Source organism: Micromonospora sp. ANENR4, assembly GCF_015354395.1.
GTDB lineage: Bacteria > Actinomycetota > Actinomycetes > Mycobacteriales > Micromonosporaceae > Micromonospora > Micromonospora aurantiaca.
In genome coordinates this window covers 77,113-91,902 of record NZ_JADKYQ010000019.1, presented here as the reverse complement: position 1 = coordinate 91,902, position 14,790 = coordinate 77,113, and the positions used below count along the sequence as shown (strand labels likewise).

Genomic DNA, 14,790 nt, shown 5'->3' with positions numbered 1-14,790 from the left:
CGGGACGCGAGCAGACCGAAGGGCCGGCGGCGTGCACCGCCACCGGCCCTTCGCACGCATCCAGGGATCAGTCGGCGAGCGCTCCGGCCGACCGGCCCTCGTGCAGCGTCAGGTTGCGGCCGCTGCCCGGGTCGAACAGGTGGATCTTCTCCAGGTTGAACCAGACCCGGCGGGACTCGCCCTCGCGTACCGGCGACTCCGCCGACAGCCGGGTGACCAGGTTCGACCCGGCGCCGGCGAAGTCCGCGGCACCCGTGTCGGCGGCCAGCTCCTCCAGCTCGGCGGCGGTGGCCCGCTCCCCCTCGACCGTGAAATAGACGTACTTGTCCGAGCCCATCGACTCGACGATGTCCACAGGCGCCTCGAACTCCATGCCCCGGCGGCGGGTCTCGTCGTCGATCAGCGCCGCGTCCTCGAAGTGCTCCGGGCGGATGCCCAGGATCAGCTCCTTGGGCGCGTCACCGGCCTCCAGCTCGCGGCGGATCCGGTCGCCGACCGGCACGTCACCGAGCGCGGTCCGCAGCCGGCCGTCCTCCACGACGGCGTGCACGAAGTTCATCGAGGGCGAGCCGATGAACCCGGCGACGAACAGGTTGCGCGGGTGGTCGTACAGCTCCTGCGGCGGCCCGACCTGCTGCACCGCGCCGCCCCGCATGATGACCACCCGGTCGCCGAGCGTCATCGCCTCGGTCTGGTCGTGGGTGACGTAGACGGTGGTGGTGCCGAGCTGCTTCTGCAGCCGCGACACCACGGTGCGCATCTGCACCCGCAGCTTGGCGTCCAGGTTCGACAGCGGCTCGTCCATCAGGAACGCCTTGGGCTGTCGCACGATCGCCCGGCCCATCGCCACCCGCTGCCGCTGGCCGCCGGACAGGTTGGCCGGCTTGCGGTCCAGCAGCGCGGTCAGCTCCAGCACCTTCGCCGCCTCGTCGACCTTCTGGTTGATGGTCTCCTTGTCCACCTTCGCCAGCCGCAGCGGGAACGCCATGTTCTCCCGCACCGTCATGTTCGGGTAGAGCGCGTACGACTGGAAGACCATCGCGATGTCGCGGTCCCGGGGCGCCTTGTCGTTGACCCGCTCGCCGCCGATGCGCAGCTCACCGGAGCTGATGTCCTCCAGCCCGGCGATCATGTTGAGCGTGGTGGACTTCCCGCAGCCGGACGGGCCGACCAGGATGACGAACTCGCCGTCGGCGATCTCCAGGTCGACGTCCTGTACGGCGGTGGTCCCGTCCGGGAACCGCTTGCTCACCTTGTCCAGCACGATGTCGGCCATTGCTACCACCTATCCCTTGACTGCGCCGGAGGTCAGACCGGAGACGATGCGGCGCTGGAAGAAGAGCACGAACAGGATGATCGGCACGGTGATCACCACGGCGGCGGCGCAGATCGCCCCGGTGGGGTCCTCGAACTGCGACTCGCCGGTGAAGAACTGCAGCGCCACCGGGACCGTGCGGGACCGCTCGGTCGAGGTGAGCGTGATCGCGAACAGGAAATCGTTCCAGCAGAAGATGAAGACCAGGATGGCCGTGGTGAACACGCCGGGCGCGGCCAGCGGCGCGATCACCCGCCGGAACGCCTGCCCCTGGGTGGCGCCGTCCATCTTCGCCGCCTTCTCCAGGTCCCACGGGATCTGCTTGAAGAACGCCGACAGCGTGTAGATCGCCAGCGGCAGCGCGAACGTGATGTACGGCAGGATCAGTCCGGGCCAGGTGTCGAACAGCCCGAGCTGCCGCTCGATCTCGAAAAGCGGCGACACCAGCGACACCTGCGGGAACATCGCGATCAGCAGGGATACGCCGACCAGCAGCTTCTTGCCCGGGAAGTCGAGCCGGGAGATCGCGTACGCGGCCATCGTCCCGAGCACCACGGCGATCGCGGTGGCGATCAGCGCGATGCCGATGGAGTTGACCAGTGCGCGGACGAACTGGTCGGTGTCGAAGATGGTCCGGTAGTTGTCCAGCGTCCACTCGCGCGGCCAGAACTTGCCGTCGGTGAGCGTCGCCGGGGTCTTGAACGACAGCGAGGCGATCCAGAGCACGGGGACCAGCGCGAAGACGACGACCACGACGTCCAGCAGGCCCCAGCGCACCTTCGCCCGCGTGGTGGTTTCCACTGCCATGTCAGCGCCTCTCCCCATCGTCGCTGCCCGGGGCAGCGGTGCCGAACAGCTTCACGAACACGAAGGCGATGATCGCCACGGTGATGAAGATCAGCACCGACATCGTGGAGCCGATGCCGAGGTTCAGGCCCCGGATCAGGTTGTTGTAGGCGAGCATCGACACCGACGACGTCTCGTTGCCGCCGTTGGTGAGCACGAAGATGTTGTCGAAGACCCGGAACGCGTCGAGCGTGCGGAACAGCAGCGCGACCAGGATGGCCGGCTTCATCACCGGCAGCATCACCTTGGTGAACCGCTGCCAGGCCGTCGCGCCGTCGGTGGAGGCCGCCTTGAGCAGGTCCTCCGGCACCAGCGCAAGCCCGGCCATCAGCAGCAGCGCCATGAACGGGGTGGTCTTCCAGATCTCCGCCAGCATGATGATCGCCAGCGAGCTGGCCCGCTCGGTCAGCGGGGCGCTGCCGTCGAACAGGTTCGCCAGGTAGCCGGTGCCGGGCGTCCAGGCGTACCGCCAGGAGAACGCGGCGACCACCGTGACGATGCCGTACGGGATCAGCGCGGCGGTGCGGACGATGCCGCGGCCGACGAGCGTCCGGTGCATGATCAGCGCCAGGCCCATGCCGAGCACCAGCTCGACCGCGACGGTGACCACGGTGATCAGCGCGGTCACCCCGAACGCGGTCCACCAGAAGTCGTTCGTCAGCACCGTGACGTAGTTCTCCAGCCCGACGAACTGCCGCTCGTCGGGGAAGCGCAGGTCGAAGCGCTGCAGTGACAGCCAGACCGAGTACAGGATCGGGTACGCGGTGACCAGCACCATGACCAGCGCGGCCGGCGCGCACAGCAGCAGGCCGAGGCGCCGCTCGGCACGCTTGTTGTCACTCAGCGGGGCGCGGGAGCCGCGCCGGGACCGCTGCTCCGGTACGGCGGCGTGCCGTCCGCCGGGCTGCTCGGCCTCGGCCTCGGCGGCGGCCTGCGCGCCGGCCGGGGTGGCGTTCACGCTCATGGCAGAACCCCCTTGGACTCCAGCGCGTCGGAGATCGCCTTGCGCAGCTCGTCGGCGGTCTGCTCGGGCCGGATCGCCGACGGCGGCGACAGGATCGCCGACATCACCGTGGAGATGCTCTGGTAGGCAGGGGTCAGCGGCCGCACCGCCGGCTCCTTCAGCTCCTCCAGGATGGTCTCCTTCATCGGGTACGCCTCGGTCATCTCCGGGTCGTCGTAGACGGCCTCGATGGTGGGCGGTACGCCGTCGTTGACGGCGGAGAACTTCTGGTTCTCGGCATTACGCAGGCAGCGGGCCGCCTCGAACGACTCCTCCGGGTGCTTCGAGTAGGTGCTGACCGCCAGGTTGACCCCGCCGATGGTGACCTTGCTGGGGGTGCCCGGGTCGATGCCCGGCACCCGGGCCCACTTCACGTTCTTCGCCAGATCGGGGTTGGCCTCCTGGAGCGCCGGATAGACGAACGGCCAGTTCACCTGGAACGCGCCCTTGCCGGACTGGAACTCCAGCCGCACCGGGTCCTCCAGCGCGTTGCTGAACGACGGCGAGGTCACGCCCGACGTGGCGAACTTCTGGAGCTGGTCGAGCGCGCGGACCGCGCCGGCGTCCATCTCCGCCTTCTTGCCGTCGTCGCTGAGGATCTTGCCGCCGGCGCTCTCGGCGAGCGTGTTGTAGAGCACCACCAGGCCCTCGTACTGGGCGCCCATGGTCAGCACCTGGTACGGCTTGCCCTGCTCCTTGAGCTGCTGGGCGGCCGAGATCATCTCGTCCCAGGTCTTCGGCGGCTGCGACACCAGGTCGGACCGGTACCAGAGCAGCTGCACGTTGGTGTTCTTGGGCGCGGCGTAGAGCTCGTCCTCGTACCGGGCGGTGTCCAGCGGGCCGGCCAGCGTGCCCTGCTCGACCTCGGCCTTGTCCTGGCCGGTCCACTCCCGGATCCACTTCGCGCTGGCGAACTCCTGCGTCCACGTGACGTCCAGGCCGAGCACGTCCATCCCGCTGTCCTGCGCGGCGAGGCGGCGCACCATCTGCACCCGCTGCTCGTCGGCCTCGCGCGGCAGCACCCGGTAGTCGATCCGGTACCGCCCCTGCGCCTGCGTGTTGCAGGTGTCGACGACCTTCTGCAGGTTCTGCTCCGGCGGGTAGTACAGGTTGATCGTGGGGACGCCGCCGTCGCCGCCGGATCCGCAGGCGGCCAGCGGGGCCACCAACGCCAGCGCGGCGGCTGCCGCCGCCGCGCGTCCGGCCGGCCGCCGTGCGGCCGTGTCGGGGACTGTCGTCATCACCCTCCCCCTCTCTTCGGCGAAGAACCGGGGGGTGACCCGTGCCCCGGTGCACGGCGATACGACCGGGGCATCGGCCCGATCGCCCGACGCCCCGGGCGTGTCGTGCGGCTGAACGTGCCCGACCTGCGACGGAGCGAAACATCACGGACATGTGACGGCGACAGCACGAACCGGCCGGGACGACCGACAGCTCGTCCCACGTAGTGAAACGGGGAGGCTACCCAGCGTCAGCGGTCTGCACTAGCGTGGGGCTGGCTCCGTAGCCGGCGCGTCGCCGTCGACGCCGATGCGCCTCCGGCCGTCCCCCATCGCCCGCCCGATCGGTTGGTTCTGACGGGAAGTGCCGTGCGCGCGTTCCCCGGTTGGGCAGGATTCCCCCGAGGAGGTGCCGTCGTGCAGGACACCCGCGCTCTCGCCCTGACGTTCGAGGTGAGCGGCCTGCCCCCGGTCAAGACCGAGGCCTTGTCCATCTTCGCCGCCGGGCACCGGCAGGCGACGAGGGTCCGCACCCTGCTCCAGGCCGCCTGCACGGCGGCCCAGCGCACCGGGTGGACCCCGCTGACCGGTCCGGTCGAGGTGGACCTGACCCTGCGCTGTCCGCCCGGGCACCGCACCTCCGACGCCAGCACGCTGCTGGGCGGCGTGTGCGCGGTGCTCCAGGACAAGAAGCGGGTCTCCTCCATCGGCCTCGCCCACCTCGGGGTGCTGGTCGACGTCGCGCTCTGGTCCGACGACCGGCAGATCCGCCGGCTGTCGTACGTCGAGGAGCCGGCGGAGGAGTTCTCGTATCTGGTCCGGGTGTCGGCCGTACCGACGATGGTTTGACCGACGTCCGCGGTGGGGTACCGCGGACGCCGACGAAGGGAGTGCCGATGTCGGAGCCACATGTCACGCTCGACCCGAGCGGGCTCGACCCGGTGCAGCAGAAGCTGCGCGGCCCGCTGGAGGATCAGCTGACGTCGGCCCTGCAGGCGGCCGCCGACCGGGTCCGCGCCGGTTACGCCGGCGAGCCGGTGGAGGACGTCTGCCGTCGGTTGCTCGACGAGACCCGCTCCGGCCTGCACCCGGACATCGCGGCCGGCTTCCAGCCGGACATGGACGAGTTCTGCCGGGTGGCGGTGGCGATCGTGCGGGGCGAGCTGACCTGAGCCCCGGGCCAACCCGGAATTGAGTACGCGTACCGATGGCGGGTCCGCCCGGGGCGGCGAGAATTCTCCCCGTGCGAACTCGAATCATGATCGTTCTTGCCGTGCTCGGACTGACCGGGCTGATGGCGACCACCGGGTGTTCCCTGCGGCAGAGCATCTGCGGCAGCGACGAGTACCCGGTGATCGCGGTCGGCCCGCAGGGCGGCAGTTCCTGCGTGCCGGACGGCCAGGAGCCGTCCCCGCCGTACGTGCGCTACCCGGACGGCAAGGTGCCGAAGTACGTCGACGACGAGTGGGACGTCTACTGGCGCACCCACGGCATCGACGAGGACAACAGGGTCATCGACCGCTGACGAAGGCCCGCGTCAGCTCCGCCGGACGTCGACCGAGACGACGTGGGTGCCGTCCGGGCGGTCGGCCTCCCCCAGCCGCACCGGGAGCCGGCCGCCGTCGGGCGGTCGCAGGCCGAGCCCGAAGCTGAGGTGTCCCTCGTAGTCACCGGCCACCGCCCATCCGCGCAGCGTCGGGAAGCGGATCGCCGCCGGTGGCAGGTCCGCCGTCCCGCCGCCGCGGGCGTCGTGCGCCTGGGCCGGGTCGAACCGCACCGACAGGTACGCGGTGCCGGGTAGCGTGACCGGCGCCCCGCGCCCCTCGGTCACCACCTGCGGCACGTAGGCGACCTCGTAGGACGGTGTGGGTCCGCGGAAGGCGAACGTGATCCGGCTGAACCCCTCCACCGGGTGGTCGCCGACGTCGATCGCCACCAGGACGGGCAGCGGTTCCCCGGGCGGCGGGGCGACCGGCACCCGTACCCGATGGGCCACCCGGACCGGGCCGCCGGGCACCGCCCAGCCCCAGGTGGCGTGCCAGGACCCGGCGACCGGCTCGGCCTCGGTGGGCACCGGCGGGGTGGGCGTGGCCTCCGGCGTCCCGGTGGCGGCCGGCGCGGACGCCGCCGCGACGGTCGGGGTGGGCGCCGTGGACGCACCGTCGTGGCCGGTCGCCGTGCAGGCCGCCGCGAGCAGCACGACCAGGCCGGCGAGCAGCGGTGCGCGCTGAGGAGTCATGACTCAGTGTCGCTCCGTGACCGGCTCACGCACCAGAGGCGTCCCACCCGGAATCCGCCAGGCAGTAAATGGGGCCGGACGGGTCAGGACCGGGTCCGCAACTCCCCGGTCCTGACCCCGGCCGTCCGGTTCGGTAGCGGTCTGCGCCACGGGAACCCGGCAGGCGTGGCACGACGCCTTCCGCCGGGCTCCGCGCGGCGAGCCGTATGCCCGCACTCAGCTCCACGGTGCTCTTACCACCGGACTCCGGTGCGCCCCCGTCTCACCCCGACGAGACGTGGGCGCGGGCTCAGGTTAGGCGCGTCCGCGCAGGCCGGACAAGCGATGACCGGCGACCACACTTGTGATTGATGTCTATGCCGAATTGCGGCATGTCGGCGTAACGGGGTCACCCGGTTTCGCGCTGTTCGACTTCGAGACGCGGACTGCGCCCGGCCTGCCGCGGCGGCACGGTCCGGGCCGCGACGGCACCGGCGACGAGCGCCAGCGCGGCCACGTGCAGCACCCGTACGCCCGCCGGGGCGGGGACGCCGGCGGCCGGCAGCGCGGGCATCAGCAGCGCGCCGAGCCCGGTGACCGCCAGCGCCACCCGCCAGAACACGTTCGGGTTCGCCTCCGGCGCGGATACGGGTACGCCGCCCGCCCGCAGGCCGCGGCGGGCCTCGTGCACGGCCAGGACGACCACCAGCAGTCCGCCGCCGAGGCCGGCGACCACATCCGCGAACTGGAACCAGTAGACGCCGGTCAGCGCGCGGAAGTCGGCGACGCCGAGCAGCCGGGGCAGTCGCTCGCTGTGACTGAGCCGGTCCCACGCCACGTGACTGAATGCGCCGATCAGCGCCGAGCACACGGTCACCTGCCAGGGGTGACGCACCCGGGCCAGCGTCACGTACCAGGGCCAGCCGAACAACCGCTGCCCGGGCAGGTGCACCGCGATGCCGGCGACCACGCGGCGCACCACCCAGGCGTACACGAGGGCGACCGGCAGGCACCACCAGAGCAGTCCGCCGAGCGTGTGCGTCCGCAGGTTCAGGGCCAGCGGCGTGCCGGTGACCAGGTACCCGACGTCCGGCGCCACCGCGCCGGTGCACAGCGCCACCCCGTCGAACCAGCCCGGCCGCCACCGTTTCAGCGGCAGCACCGGCGCCAGGTGCGACGGGAAGGTCAGCGGCACGTCCCGGACGTTACCGGCCCGCTCAGAAGTGATGGACCAGGTCGGGGAACGCGGCCAGCCGGATCACCCGCTGGTCGGACGGGTCCAGCTCGTCGTGTTCCAGGACCCAGGTGTTCTCGTTCGGGATGAAGACCGCGTTCATCCCGGCGGCCCGGGCGGGCAGGATGTCCGAGCGCGGCGAGTTGCCGATCATCCAGGCGGCCGCCGGGTCGAAGGCGTGCTCTCGGGCCAGCCAGCGGTAGGTGTTCGCGTCCTTCTCCGGGACGATGTGCGCGGCCCGGAAGTGGTGCAGCAGCCCGCAGGCGTCCAGCTTGCGCTGCTGCTCCTCGCGCTCACCCTTGGTCAGCAGCAGCAGCTCGTGCCGGCCTGCCAGGTCGTCGAGCGTCTCGGCCACGCCCGGCATCAGCTCCACCTGGTGCCCGACCAGCGCCGCCGCGAGCTGCTCGATCTCGGCGCGCTCCCGCGCGGTGGCCGGACGCTCGCGCAGCTTCTCCAGGCACTCGCCGAGACTGCGCAGGAAGACCTTGCTGCCGTAGCCGTGCGCGACGGCGTTGGCGCGCTCGATGTCGTCGAGCACCGCGCGGATCCGGGCCCGGTCCAGCGTGGGGTGGTCCAGCCAGGTGAGGAAGTCGTCGATGACGCGCTCGAACAGGACGTTGTTCTCCCAGAGCGTGTCGTCGGCGTCGAAGACCAGCACGGCGGCGTCCCGGCGCGACGGCATCGCGTTCCCCTCCCCCTCGCGGACCCCGCACACCGTACTGCCCGGTCGCCGGACGGGCCACGCGGATTATCCGGTCGGCCGCCGGTTACCGGCGGCTACCCGACTGCGGAATCCCTGGTCGGACGGCATGCTTCGGCCATGACGATCTCACCCGATCATCCACCTGGACGCCGGCGCCGGCGGCGCGCCGCCGTGGCGGTGGCCGCGACGCTCGCCGTCGCGGGCGCGGCGCTGCCGGGAGCCCCGGCACTTGCCGTCAACGCCGCACACACCACAGTGGTCGGCACCAACCCGGTCGACTGGACGCCGCACGCGCTGGACGGCACCGTCCACCGCATCCTCCAGATCGGCAACCGCGTGTACGTCGCCGGCACGTTCAGCAAGGTGCGCAACGCCGGCCAGACGGCCCAGCTGGCGATGCCCCGGCTGGTGGCGCTGGACGCGACCACCGGCCGGATCGACACCACGTTCCGGCCACAGGTCAACGGCGCGGTCAAGGCGCTCGCCGCCGCGCCGGACGGCCGCTCGCTCTACATCGGCGGCGCGTTCACCACTGTCAACGGCACCGCCGCGTCCCGGCTGGCCCGGATCGACGCGGCCACCGGCGCCCGGGTCGCCGGGTTCACCACGCCGGCGCTGAACAACCAGGTGAACGACATGCGCCTGGTCGGTAACCGGCTGATCGTCGGCGGCGCGTTCCAGACCGTCGGCGGGGTGACCCGGCGCGCCCTCGCGGCGGTGAACGCCACCACCGGGGCGGCCGACGCGTCGGTCAACCTGAACCTGGCCGGTCCGCGCACGACCACCTCCGGTGCCACCGCGCCGGTGAAGGTCGAGGCGCTGGACGTCTCCGCCGACGGCCGGCGGCTGGTGTTCGTGGGCGGCTTCAGCAGCGTCGCGGGCGTGGCGCGGCACCAGATCGCCGTCGCCGACCTGAGCGCGGCCGGTGCCACGCTCTCCGGCTGGGCCACCGACCGCTACCAGCCGCAGTGCGCGCGGACGATGCCGGTCTACATGCGCGGCGTCGACATCTCGCCGGACGGCACCTGGTTCGCGGCGGTCACCACCGGCGGCCCGTTCCCGGGCACGCTCTGCGACACCGCGGCGCGGTTCGAGTTCGGTACGGCCACCGGCGGCAAGCAGCCGACCTGGGCCAACTACACCGGCGGCGACACGCTGCTGTCGGTGGCGGTGACCGGCGCGGCGGTCTACGTCGGCGGCCATCAGCGCTGGCTGGACAACCCGCTGGGCCGCAACTCGGCCGGTCCGGGCGCGGTGCCGCGGCCGGGCATCGGGGCGATCCACCCGACCACCGGCAAGGCGCTGCCGTGGAATCCGACGAAGGACCGGGGCGTCGGCACCCAGGAGCTGTACGCCACCGACCGCGGCCTGTGGATCGGCAGCGACACGGTGACGGTGGCCGGGGAGTACCACGCCCGGCTGGCGTTCCTGCCGCTGCCGTGAGCGTACGGGGCGCGGCGGTACCCCCGCCGCGCCCCGCACGTCAGCGGCGCACGGTGAGGATCGGCCGCGTCAGCGGCGCAGGGTGAGGATCAGGTCGGCGACCAGCGCGGTCCAGCCCGTCTGGTGCCAGGCGCCCAGGCCGGCGCCGTTGTCGCCGTGGAAGTACTCCGGGAAGCAGATCAGGTCGCGCCAGTCCGGGTGGGTCTGGAACAGCTGCGCGGCCCCGTAGATCGGTCGCCGTCCCCACCCGTCGCGGGTGAACAGCGAGATCAGCCGCGCGGACAGGTCGTCGGCGATCTCGTCGAGGGTGCGCTTCACCCCGGACCGGGTCGGGTACTCGACCTGGAGGTCGTCGCCGAAGAACGCGGCGTAGTCGCGCAGCGCGCTGATCAGCAGGAAGTTCGTCGGCATCCAGATCGGGCCGCGCCAGTTGGAGTTGCCGCCGAACAGGCCGCTGGTCGACTCGGCCGGCTCGTAGCCGACGCTGAACTCCTGCCCGCCGAGCGTGACCGTGAACGGCTTGTCCAGGTGGGCCCGGGACAGCGTGCGCAGCCCGTACTCGGAGAGGAACTCGTCGGTGTCGAGCATCCGGGCCAGCAGCCGTACCACCTGGTCCGGGGCGACCATCGACAGCAGCCGCTGCTGGCGGCCGTCCGGCCCGAGCCGGCGGGCACCGATCACCTCGGCGTACTCGGGGCGGTTGGTGAGGAACCAGCGCAGCCGCGCGCCCAGCTCGGGCAGGCGGCGCATGGTCCGGGCGGTCAGCCGGGTGACGGCTGCCAGCGGCAGCAGCCCGACCACCGAGCGGACCTTCAGCGGCACCTTCGTGCCGTCGGCCAGACGCAGCACGTCGTAGAAGAACGCGTCCTCGGCGTCCCAGAGCCCCTGGTGGTACGCCGCCGCGGCGATGTACGCGAAGTGCTCGAAGAACTTGGTGGCGGTGTCCACGTACGCGCGGTCGTGCTCGGCCAGCACGATCGCCATGTCGAGCAGGTTGAGCGCGTACATGGCCATCCAGCCGGTGCCGTCGGACTGCTCCAGCGTCCCGGCGACCGGCAGCGCGGCCGAGCGGTCGAACGGGCCGACGTTGTCCAGCCCGAGGAAGCCGCCCTCGAAGACGTTGTTGCCGCCGGTGTCCTTGCGGTTGACCCACCAGGTGAAGTTGAGCAGCAGCTTGTGCATGACCCGGGCGAGGAACTCGTGGTCGCGGGAGCCGTCGATCTCGAAGACCTTCAGCGCCGCCCAGGCGTGCACCGGCGGGTTGACGTCTCCGAACGCCCACTCGTACGCCGGGATCTGCCCGTTGGGGTGCAGGTACCACTCGCGCAGCAGCAGGAGGATCTGCTCCTTGGCGAAGCCCGGGTCGACCCGGGCGATGGTGACGCAGTGGAAGGCCAGGTCCCATGCGGCGTACCAGGGGTACTCCCACGGGTCCGGCATGGAGATCACGTCGAAGCTGTTCATGTGCCACCAGGCGCTGTTGCGCCCGTGCCGGCGGCCGGCCGGCGGCGGCGCCGAGCCGGGGTCGCCGGCCAGCCAGCGCTCGACGTCGAAGTGGTAGAACTGCTTTCCCCACATCAGCCCGGCGATCGCCTGGCGGGCCACCAGCGCCTCGTCGGCGGTGGCGGCGGCCGGGATGACGGTGTCGAAGAACCGGTTCGCCTCGGCCCGGCGCGCCCACAGCACGGTGTCGAACCCGTCGCCCAGGTCGGCCGGGGCGGGCGGCGCGGCGGCCGGCGGCGGCGCGGTACGGGTCAGCCGCAGCCGGATCTGCCGCTGCTCGCCGGCCGGCACGTCCAGCACGTAGTGCAGCGCGCCCTTGGTGCCGGTGCGGTCGGGGTTGACGGTGGCGGCGCCGGCCACGACGTGGTCGTTGATGCCGTCCTTCGGGTACGCCGACCGCCCCGGCAGCCCCCACAGCCGCTCGGCGTTCGTCTCGTTGTCGCACAGCAGCGGCACCGGGTCGCCGTCGCCCTCCAGCAGGATCTGGCCGAGCACCCAGTGGTCACCGACGAGCCGGGCGCCGCCCTGCGCCCCGGCCTCCTCGCCGGTCAGCTTCGGCATCCGGTCGGTGCCGGGCAGGCCCCACGCCCAGGTGTTGCGGAACCACAGCGTGGGCAGCACGTGCAGTGTCGCGTCCTCGGCGCCCCGGTTCGCCACGGTGACCAGCACGCACATGTCGACCGGTGACGCCTTGGCGTAGTCGACTGTCACCGCCCAGTACCTGTCGTCGTCGAAGATGCCGGTGTCGACCAGCTCGTACTCGGTGTCGTCCCGGCCGCGCAGCGCGTTCACCGCGACCAGCTCGTCGTACGGGAAGGCGGCCTGCGGGTAGTGGTAGCGCCAGCGCATGAAGGAGTGCGTCGGGGTGCTGTCGAGGTACCACCAGTACTCCTTGACGTCCTCCCCGTGGTTGCCGCCGTCGCCGCCGAGGCCGAACATCCGCTCCTTGAGGATCGGGTCGCGCCCGTTCCACAGCGCGAGGGCGAAGCAGAACGTCTGCCGGTCGTCGCAGACGCCGGCCATGCCGTCCTCGTTCCACCGGTACGCTCGGGACCGCGCGTGGTCGTGGGGGAAGTAGTCCCACGCCGTGCCGTGTTCGCTGTAGTCCTCCCGGACGGTCCCCCACGCCCGCTCGGACAGATAGGGGCCCCATGCGCGCCAGTCCTGCTCCCCGGCGTCGGCCTGGGCGAGCCGGTGCCGCTCGGGGTCGGGGGACGCGGAGGTCGACCGGTCGGTGATCACTGGCACATCTTCGACGCCACCGGGGTACTTCTCCACAGCGGCCATTGTCGCCGTGGCATGTCACACCTCGCTGCCGGTGGAGGAAAGTTGATCGACATCCGTTTCGGGCCGCGGGTCTGCGGCGAGCTGTCCGCCGCCACCGCGCGGGAATGGCTGGTCACGGACGGGCGCGGCGGGTACGCGATGGGCACCGTTGCCGGGCTGCGTACCCGCCGGTATCACGGGCTGCTCGTGGTGGCCGATGACACGCCGGCGTCCCGCAAGGTGGGACTCGTGAGCCTCGACCCGGCGGTGACGCTGCCGTCCGGGCGGCAGGTCCGCCTCGGCGCGCACGAGTGGTCCTCGGGCGTGGTCGACCCGCGTGGCTTCGAGCTGCTGGAGCACTTCGACCTGGCCGACGGGGTGCCGCGCTGGCGGTGGCGCGTCGGCGACGTGGTGATCGAGCGGGAGATCGCCATGACGTACGGCCGCTCCTGCGTCGCTGTGGTGCACCGGCTGATCTCCGGCGGCCCGGTGCGGCTGGACCTGGCCGCGGCCTGCACCTGGCGCGACGCGCACGGCGAGCGGCGCGCCGACGGCCCCGCACCCCGCCTGGAACCGGCGGCCGGCGGCGCGGTGGTCGACGGCGCGTACCGCCTGGCCGGACCGGACTGGACCCCGGAAGGGCAGTGGTGGCACGGGGTCCGCCACCGGACCGAGGCCGAGCGCGGCCTGCACCCGGACGAGGACCTCTGGTACGCGGGCCGGTTCACCGGCGCGCTCGACGAGCCGGGCGCGACCGTGTCGGTGCTGGCCTGGGCGGACGACCTGGCCGAGGAGCCGCCGCCGGCGACCGCCGTGGTCGAGGCGGCCCGGCGGCGCAGCCGCGCGGTGGTGGCGGCGGCGAAACCCGGCGACGCGGTCGAGGCGACGCTCGCGCTCGCCGCCGACGCGTTCGTGGTACGCACCGCCACCGGCCCGGACGTGGTCGCCGGCTACCCCTGGTTCGGGGCCTGGTCGCGGGACACGATGATCTCCTACGAGGGGCTGTTCCTGTGCACGAACCGGGCCGACGAGGGCCGGGACCTGCTGCGGGCGTACGCGGCCACGCTGAACGAGGGCATGCTGGCGAACACGGCCGACACCGGCCGGGTCGAGTACAACACCGTCGACGCGACGCTGTGGTTCCTGCACGCGGTGCACCGGCACGTCACCGTCACCGGCGACACCGACCTGGGCGACGAGCTGCTGCCCGCGCTGCACGGCGTGGTCGAGGCGCACGTCGCGGGCACCCGGTACGGCATCGGCGTCGACCCGGCCGACGGGCTGCTGGCCCAGGGCGGCCCGCCGGACGTGGCGCTCACCTGGATGGACGCCCGGGTGTACGGGGTACCGGTGACCCCGCGTACCGGCAAGCCGGTCGAGGTCAACGCGCTGTGGATCAACGGGCTGGCCGGGCTCGCCGAGCTGACCGAGCTGGCCGGACGCGACGCCGCCGCGCTGCACGCCCTGCACCACCGGGCCACCGCCGCGTTCCGGGAGCGCTTCCCCGCCCCGGCCGGCTGGCTGTACGACGTGGTGGACGCGCCGGCGCCCGCGTACCCGCTGGGCGGGGCCGCACACCACGACGACGACCTGCTGCGCCCCAACCAGCTGCTCGCCTGGTCCCTGCCGCACGCGCCACTGGACCCGGACGAGGCCACGCTGCGCCGGATCACCGAGGCGCTGTTCACCCCGCTCGGGCCGCGCAGCCTCGCCCCGGACTCCCCCGGCTTCACCGGGCGGCACCGGGGCGGACCCGCCGAGCGGGACTCCGCGTACCACCAGGGCACCGTCTGGCCGTGGCTGACCGGGCCGCTGCTGGACGCGTACCGCCGGGCCGGGCTGCCCACCGACGACCTGCTCGTGGGTCTGGTGGGCCACCTCGCCGAGGACGGCCTGGGCTCGGTCAGCGAGACCGCCGACGGCGCGGCGCCGCACGCGGCCACCGGCTGCCCGTTCCAGGCGTGGTCGGTGGCCGAGCTGCTGCGCGCGCGGCGGATGCGCCGGTAACGCGTTACAGACCGGCAACCGGCGCGTCGCCG

The 14,790-nt window shown here is 72.3% G+C and carries 13 protein-coding genes; 5 read left to right on the top strand and 8 right to left on the bottom strand.

Annotated elements, in window-relative coordinates; genetic code table 11:
- Positions 1-67 precede the first annotated feature (67 nt).
- The 4 genes from IRY44_RS27570 to IRY44_RS27555 are packed head-to-tail and all read right to left on the bottom strand — an operon-like array spanning position 68 to position 4,405.
- Positions 68-1,276 carry an ABC transporter ATP-binding protein gene (locus tag IRY44_RS27570; protein WP_194803102.1) on the bottom strand — a complete coding sequence of 403 codons (1,209 nt, stop codon included), beginning with the start codon at positions 1,274-1,276 and terminating at the stop codon, positions 68-70.
- A gap of 9 nt (positions 1,277-1,285) precedes the next feature.
- Entirely contained in the window at positions 1,286-2,122 is an 837-nt protein-coding gene (locus IRY44_RS27565) for a carbohydrate ABC transporter permease (protein ID WP_135241062.1), read from the bottom strand.
- Position 2,123: 1 nt separating this feature from the next.
- The gene (locus tag IRY44_RS27560; protein WP_135241063.1) at positions 2,124-3,125 is read right to left on the bottom strand and encodes a carbohydrate ABC transporter permease; all 1,002 of its coding nucleotides are present in this window, start codon (positions 3,123-3,125) and stop codon (positions 2,124-2,126) included.
- A complete protein-coding gene (locus IRY44_RS27555) occupies positions 3,122-4,405 on the bottom strand; it encodes an ABC transporter substrate-binding protein (protein WP_194803101.1) in 1,284 nt (427 codons plus the stop codon). Before IRY44_RS27555 ends, IRY44_RS27560 begins: the two co-directional genes overlap by 4 nt.
- Positions 4,406-4,801: 396 nt before the next feature.
- Between IRY44_RS27555 and IRY44_RS27550 the strand changes: the two genes are divergently transcribed.
- From IRY44_RS27550 to IRY44_RS27540, 3 genes are all read left to right on the top strand, one after another.
- Positions 4,802-5,233, top strand: coding sequence for a hypothetical protein (locus IRY44_RS27550; protein WP_135241065.1), 432 nt, complete (start codon positions 4,802-4,804; stop codon positions 5,231-5,233).
- Between the two features lie 47 nt (positions 5,234-5,280).
- Complete coding sequence (locus IRY44_RS27545) at positions 5,281-5,556, top strand: hypothetical protein (protein WP_013287312.1); 276 nt, start codon at positions 5,281-5,283, stop codon at positions 5,554-5,556.
- Positions 5,557-5,627: 71 nt separating this feature from the next.
- The gene (locus IRY44_RS27540) at positions 5,628-5,909 is read left to right on the top strand and encodes an SCO0607 family lipoprotein (RefSeq protein WP_269697282.1); all 282 of its coding nucleotides are present in this window, start codon (positions 5,628-5,630) and stop codon (positions 5,907-5,909) included.
- Between the two features lie 12 nt (positions 5,910-5,921).
- Here the strand turns inward: IRY44_RS27540 and IRY44_RS27535 are convergent, their stop codons facing one another.
- The 3 genes from IRY44_RS27535 to IRY44_RS27525 all read right to left on the bottom strand — a co-directional run bounded on the left by IRY44_RS27535 (position 5,922) and on the right by IRY44_RS27525 (position 8,518).
- The gene (locus IRY44_RS27535; protein WP_194803099.1) at positions 5,922-6,623 is read right to left on the bottom strand and encodes a hypothetical protein; all 702 of its coding nucleotides are present in this window, start codon (positions 6,621-6,623) and stop codon (positions 5,922-5,924) included.
- A gap of 388 nt (positions 6,624-7,011) precedes the next feature.
- Positions 7,012-7,797 carry a DUF4184 family protein gene (locus tag IRY44_RS27530; RefSeq protein WP_194803098.1) on the bottom strand — a complete coding sequence of 262 codons (786 nt, stop codon included), beginning with the start codon at positions 7,795-7,797 and terminating at the stop codon, positions 7,012-7,014.
- Positions 7,798-7,819: 22 nt separating this feature from the next.
- Positions 7,820-8,518, bottom strand: a complete 699-nt coding sequence (locus tag IRY44_RS27525; protein WP_194803097.1) for an HAD family hydrolase — start codon at positions 8,516-8,518, stop codon at positions 7,820-7,822.
- A gap of 138 nt (positions 8,519-8,656) precedes the next feature.
- On the opposite strand from IRY44_RS27525, the gene IRY44_RS27520 reads away from it, so the two are divergent.
- Complete coding sequence (locus IRY44_RS27520) at positions 8,657-9,982, top strand: hypothetical protein (protein ID WP_228532929.1); 1,326 nt, start codon at positions 8,657-8,659, stop codon at positions 9,980-9,982.
- A 69-nt stretch (positions 9,983-10,051) separates the two neighbouring features.
- Here the strand turns inward: IRY44_RS27520 and IRY44_RS27515 are convergent, their stop codons facing one another.
- The gene (locus IRY44_RS27515; protein WP_194803096.1) at positions 10,052-12,772 is read right to left on the bottom strand and encodes a glucosidase; all 2,721 of its coding nucleotides are present in this window, start codon (positions 12,770-12,772) and stop codon (positions 10,052-10,054) included.
- Between the two features lie 42 nt (positions 12,773-12,814).
- Here IRY44_RS27515 and IRY44_RS27510 point away from each other — a divergent pair, with 42 nt between their 5' ends.
- Positions 12,815-14,758, top strand: a complete 1,944-nt coding sequence (locus IRY44_RS27510) for an amylo-alpha-1,6-glucosidase (RefSeq protein WP_194803095.1) — start codon at positions 12,815-12,817, stop codon at positions 14,756-14,758.
- The last annotated feature ends 32 nt before the right edge of the window (positions 14,759-14,790 follow it).

What these genes read in the sequence shown, in the direction of transcription:
- IRY44_RS27560 (WP_135241063.1), bottom strand. Translation starts at nt 3,125, where the DNA reads ATGAGCGTGAACGCCACCCCGGCCGGCGCGCAGGCCGCCGCCGAGGCC.
- IRY44_RS27565 (WP_135241062.1), bottom strand. Translation starts at nt 2,122, where the DNA reads ATGGCAGTGGAAACCACCACGCGGGCGAAGGTGCGCTGGGGCCTGCTG.
- IRY44_RS27555 (WP_194803101.1), bottom strand. Translation starts at nt 4,405, where the DNA reads ATGACGACAGTCCCCGACACGGCCGCACGGCGGCCGGCCGGACGCGCG.
- IRY44_RS27545 (WP_013287312.1), top strand. Translation starts at nt 5,281, where the DNA reads ATGTCGGAGCCACATGTCACGCTCGACCCGAGCGGGCTCGACCCGGTG.
- IRY44_RS27515 (WP_194803096.1), bottom strand. Translation starts at nt 12,772, where the DNA reads ATGGCCGCTGTGGAGAAGTACCCCGGTGGCGTCGAAGATGTGCCAGTG.
- IRY44_RS27520 (WP_228532929.1), top strand. Translation starts at nt 8,657, where the DNA reads ATGACGATCTCACCCGATCATCCACCTGGACGCCGGCGCCGGCGGCGC.
- IRY44_RS27535 (WP_194803099.1), bottom strand. Translation starts at nt 6,623, where the DNA reads ATGACTCCTCAGCGCGCACCGCTGCTCGCCGGCCTGGTCGTGCTGCTC.
- IRY44_RS27570 (WP_194803102.1), bottom strand. Translation starts at nt 1,276, where the DNA reads ATGGCCGACATCGTGCTGGACAAGGTGAGCAAGCGGTTCCCGGACGGG.
- IRY44_RS27525 (WP_194803097.1), bottom strand. Translation starts at nt 8,518, where the DNA reads ATGCCGTCGCGCCGGGACGCCGCCGTGCTGGTCTTCGACGCCGACGAC.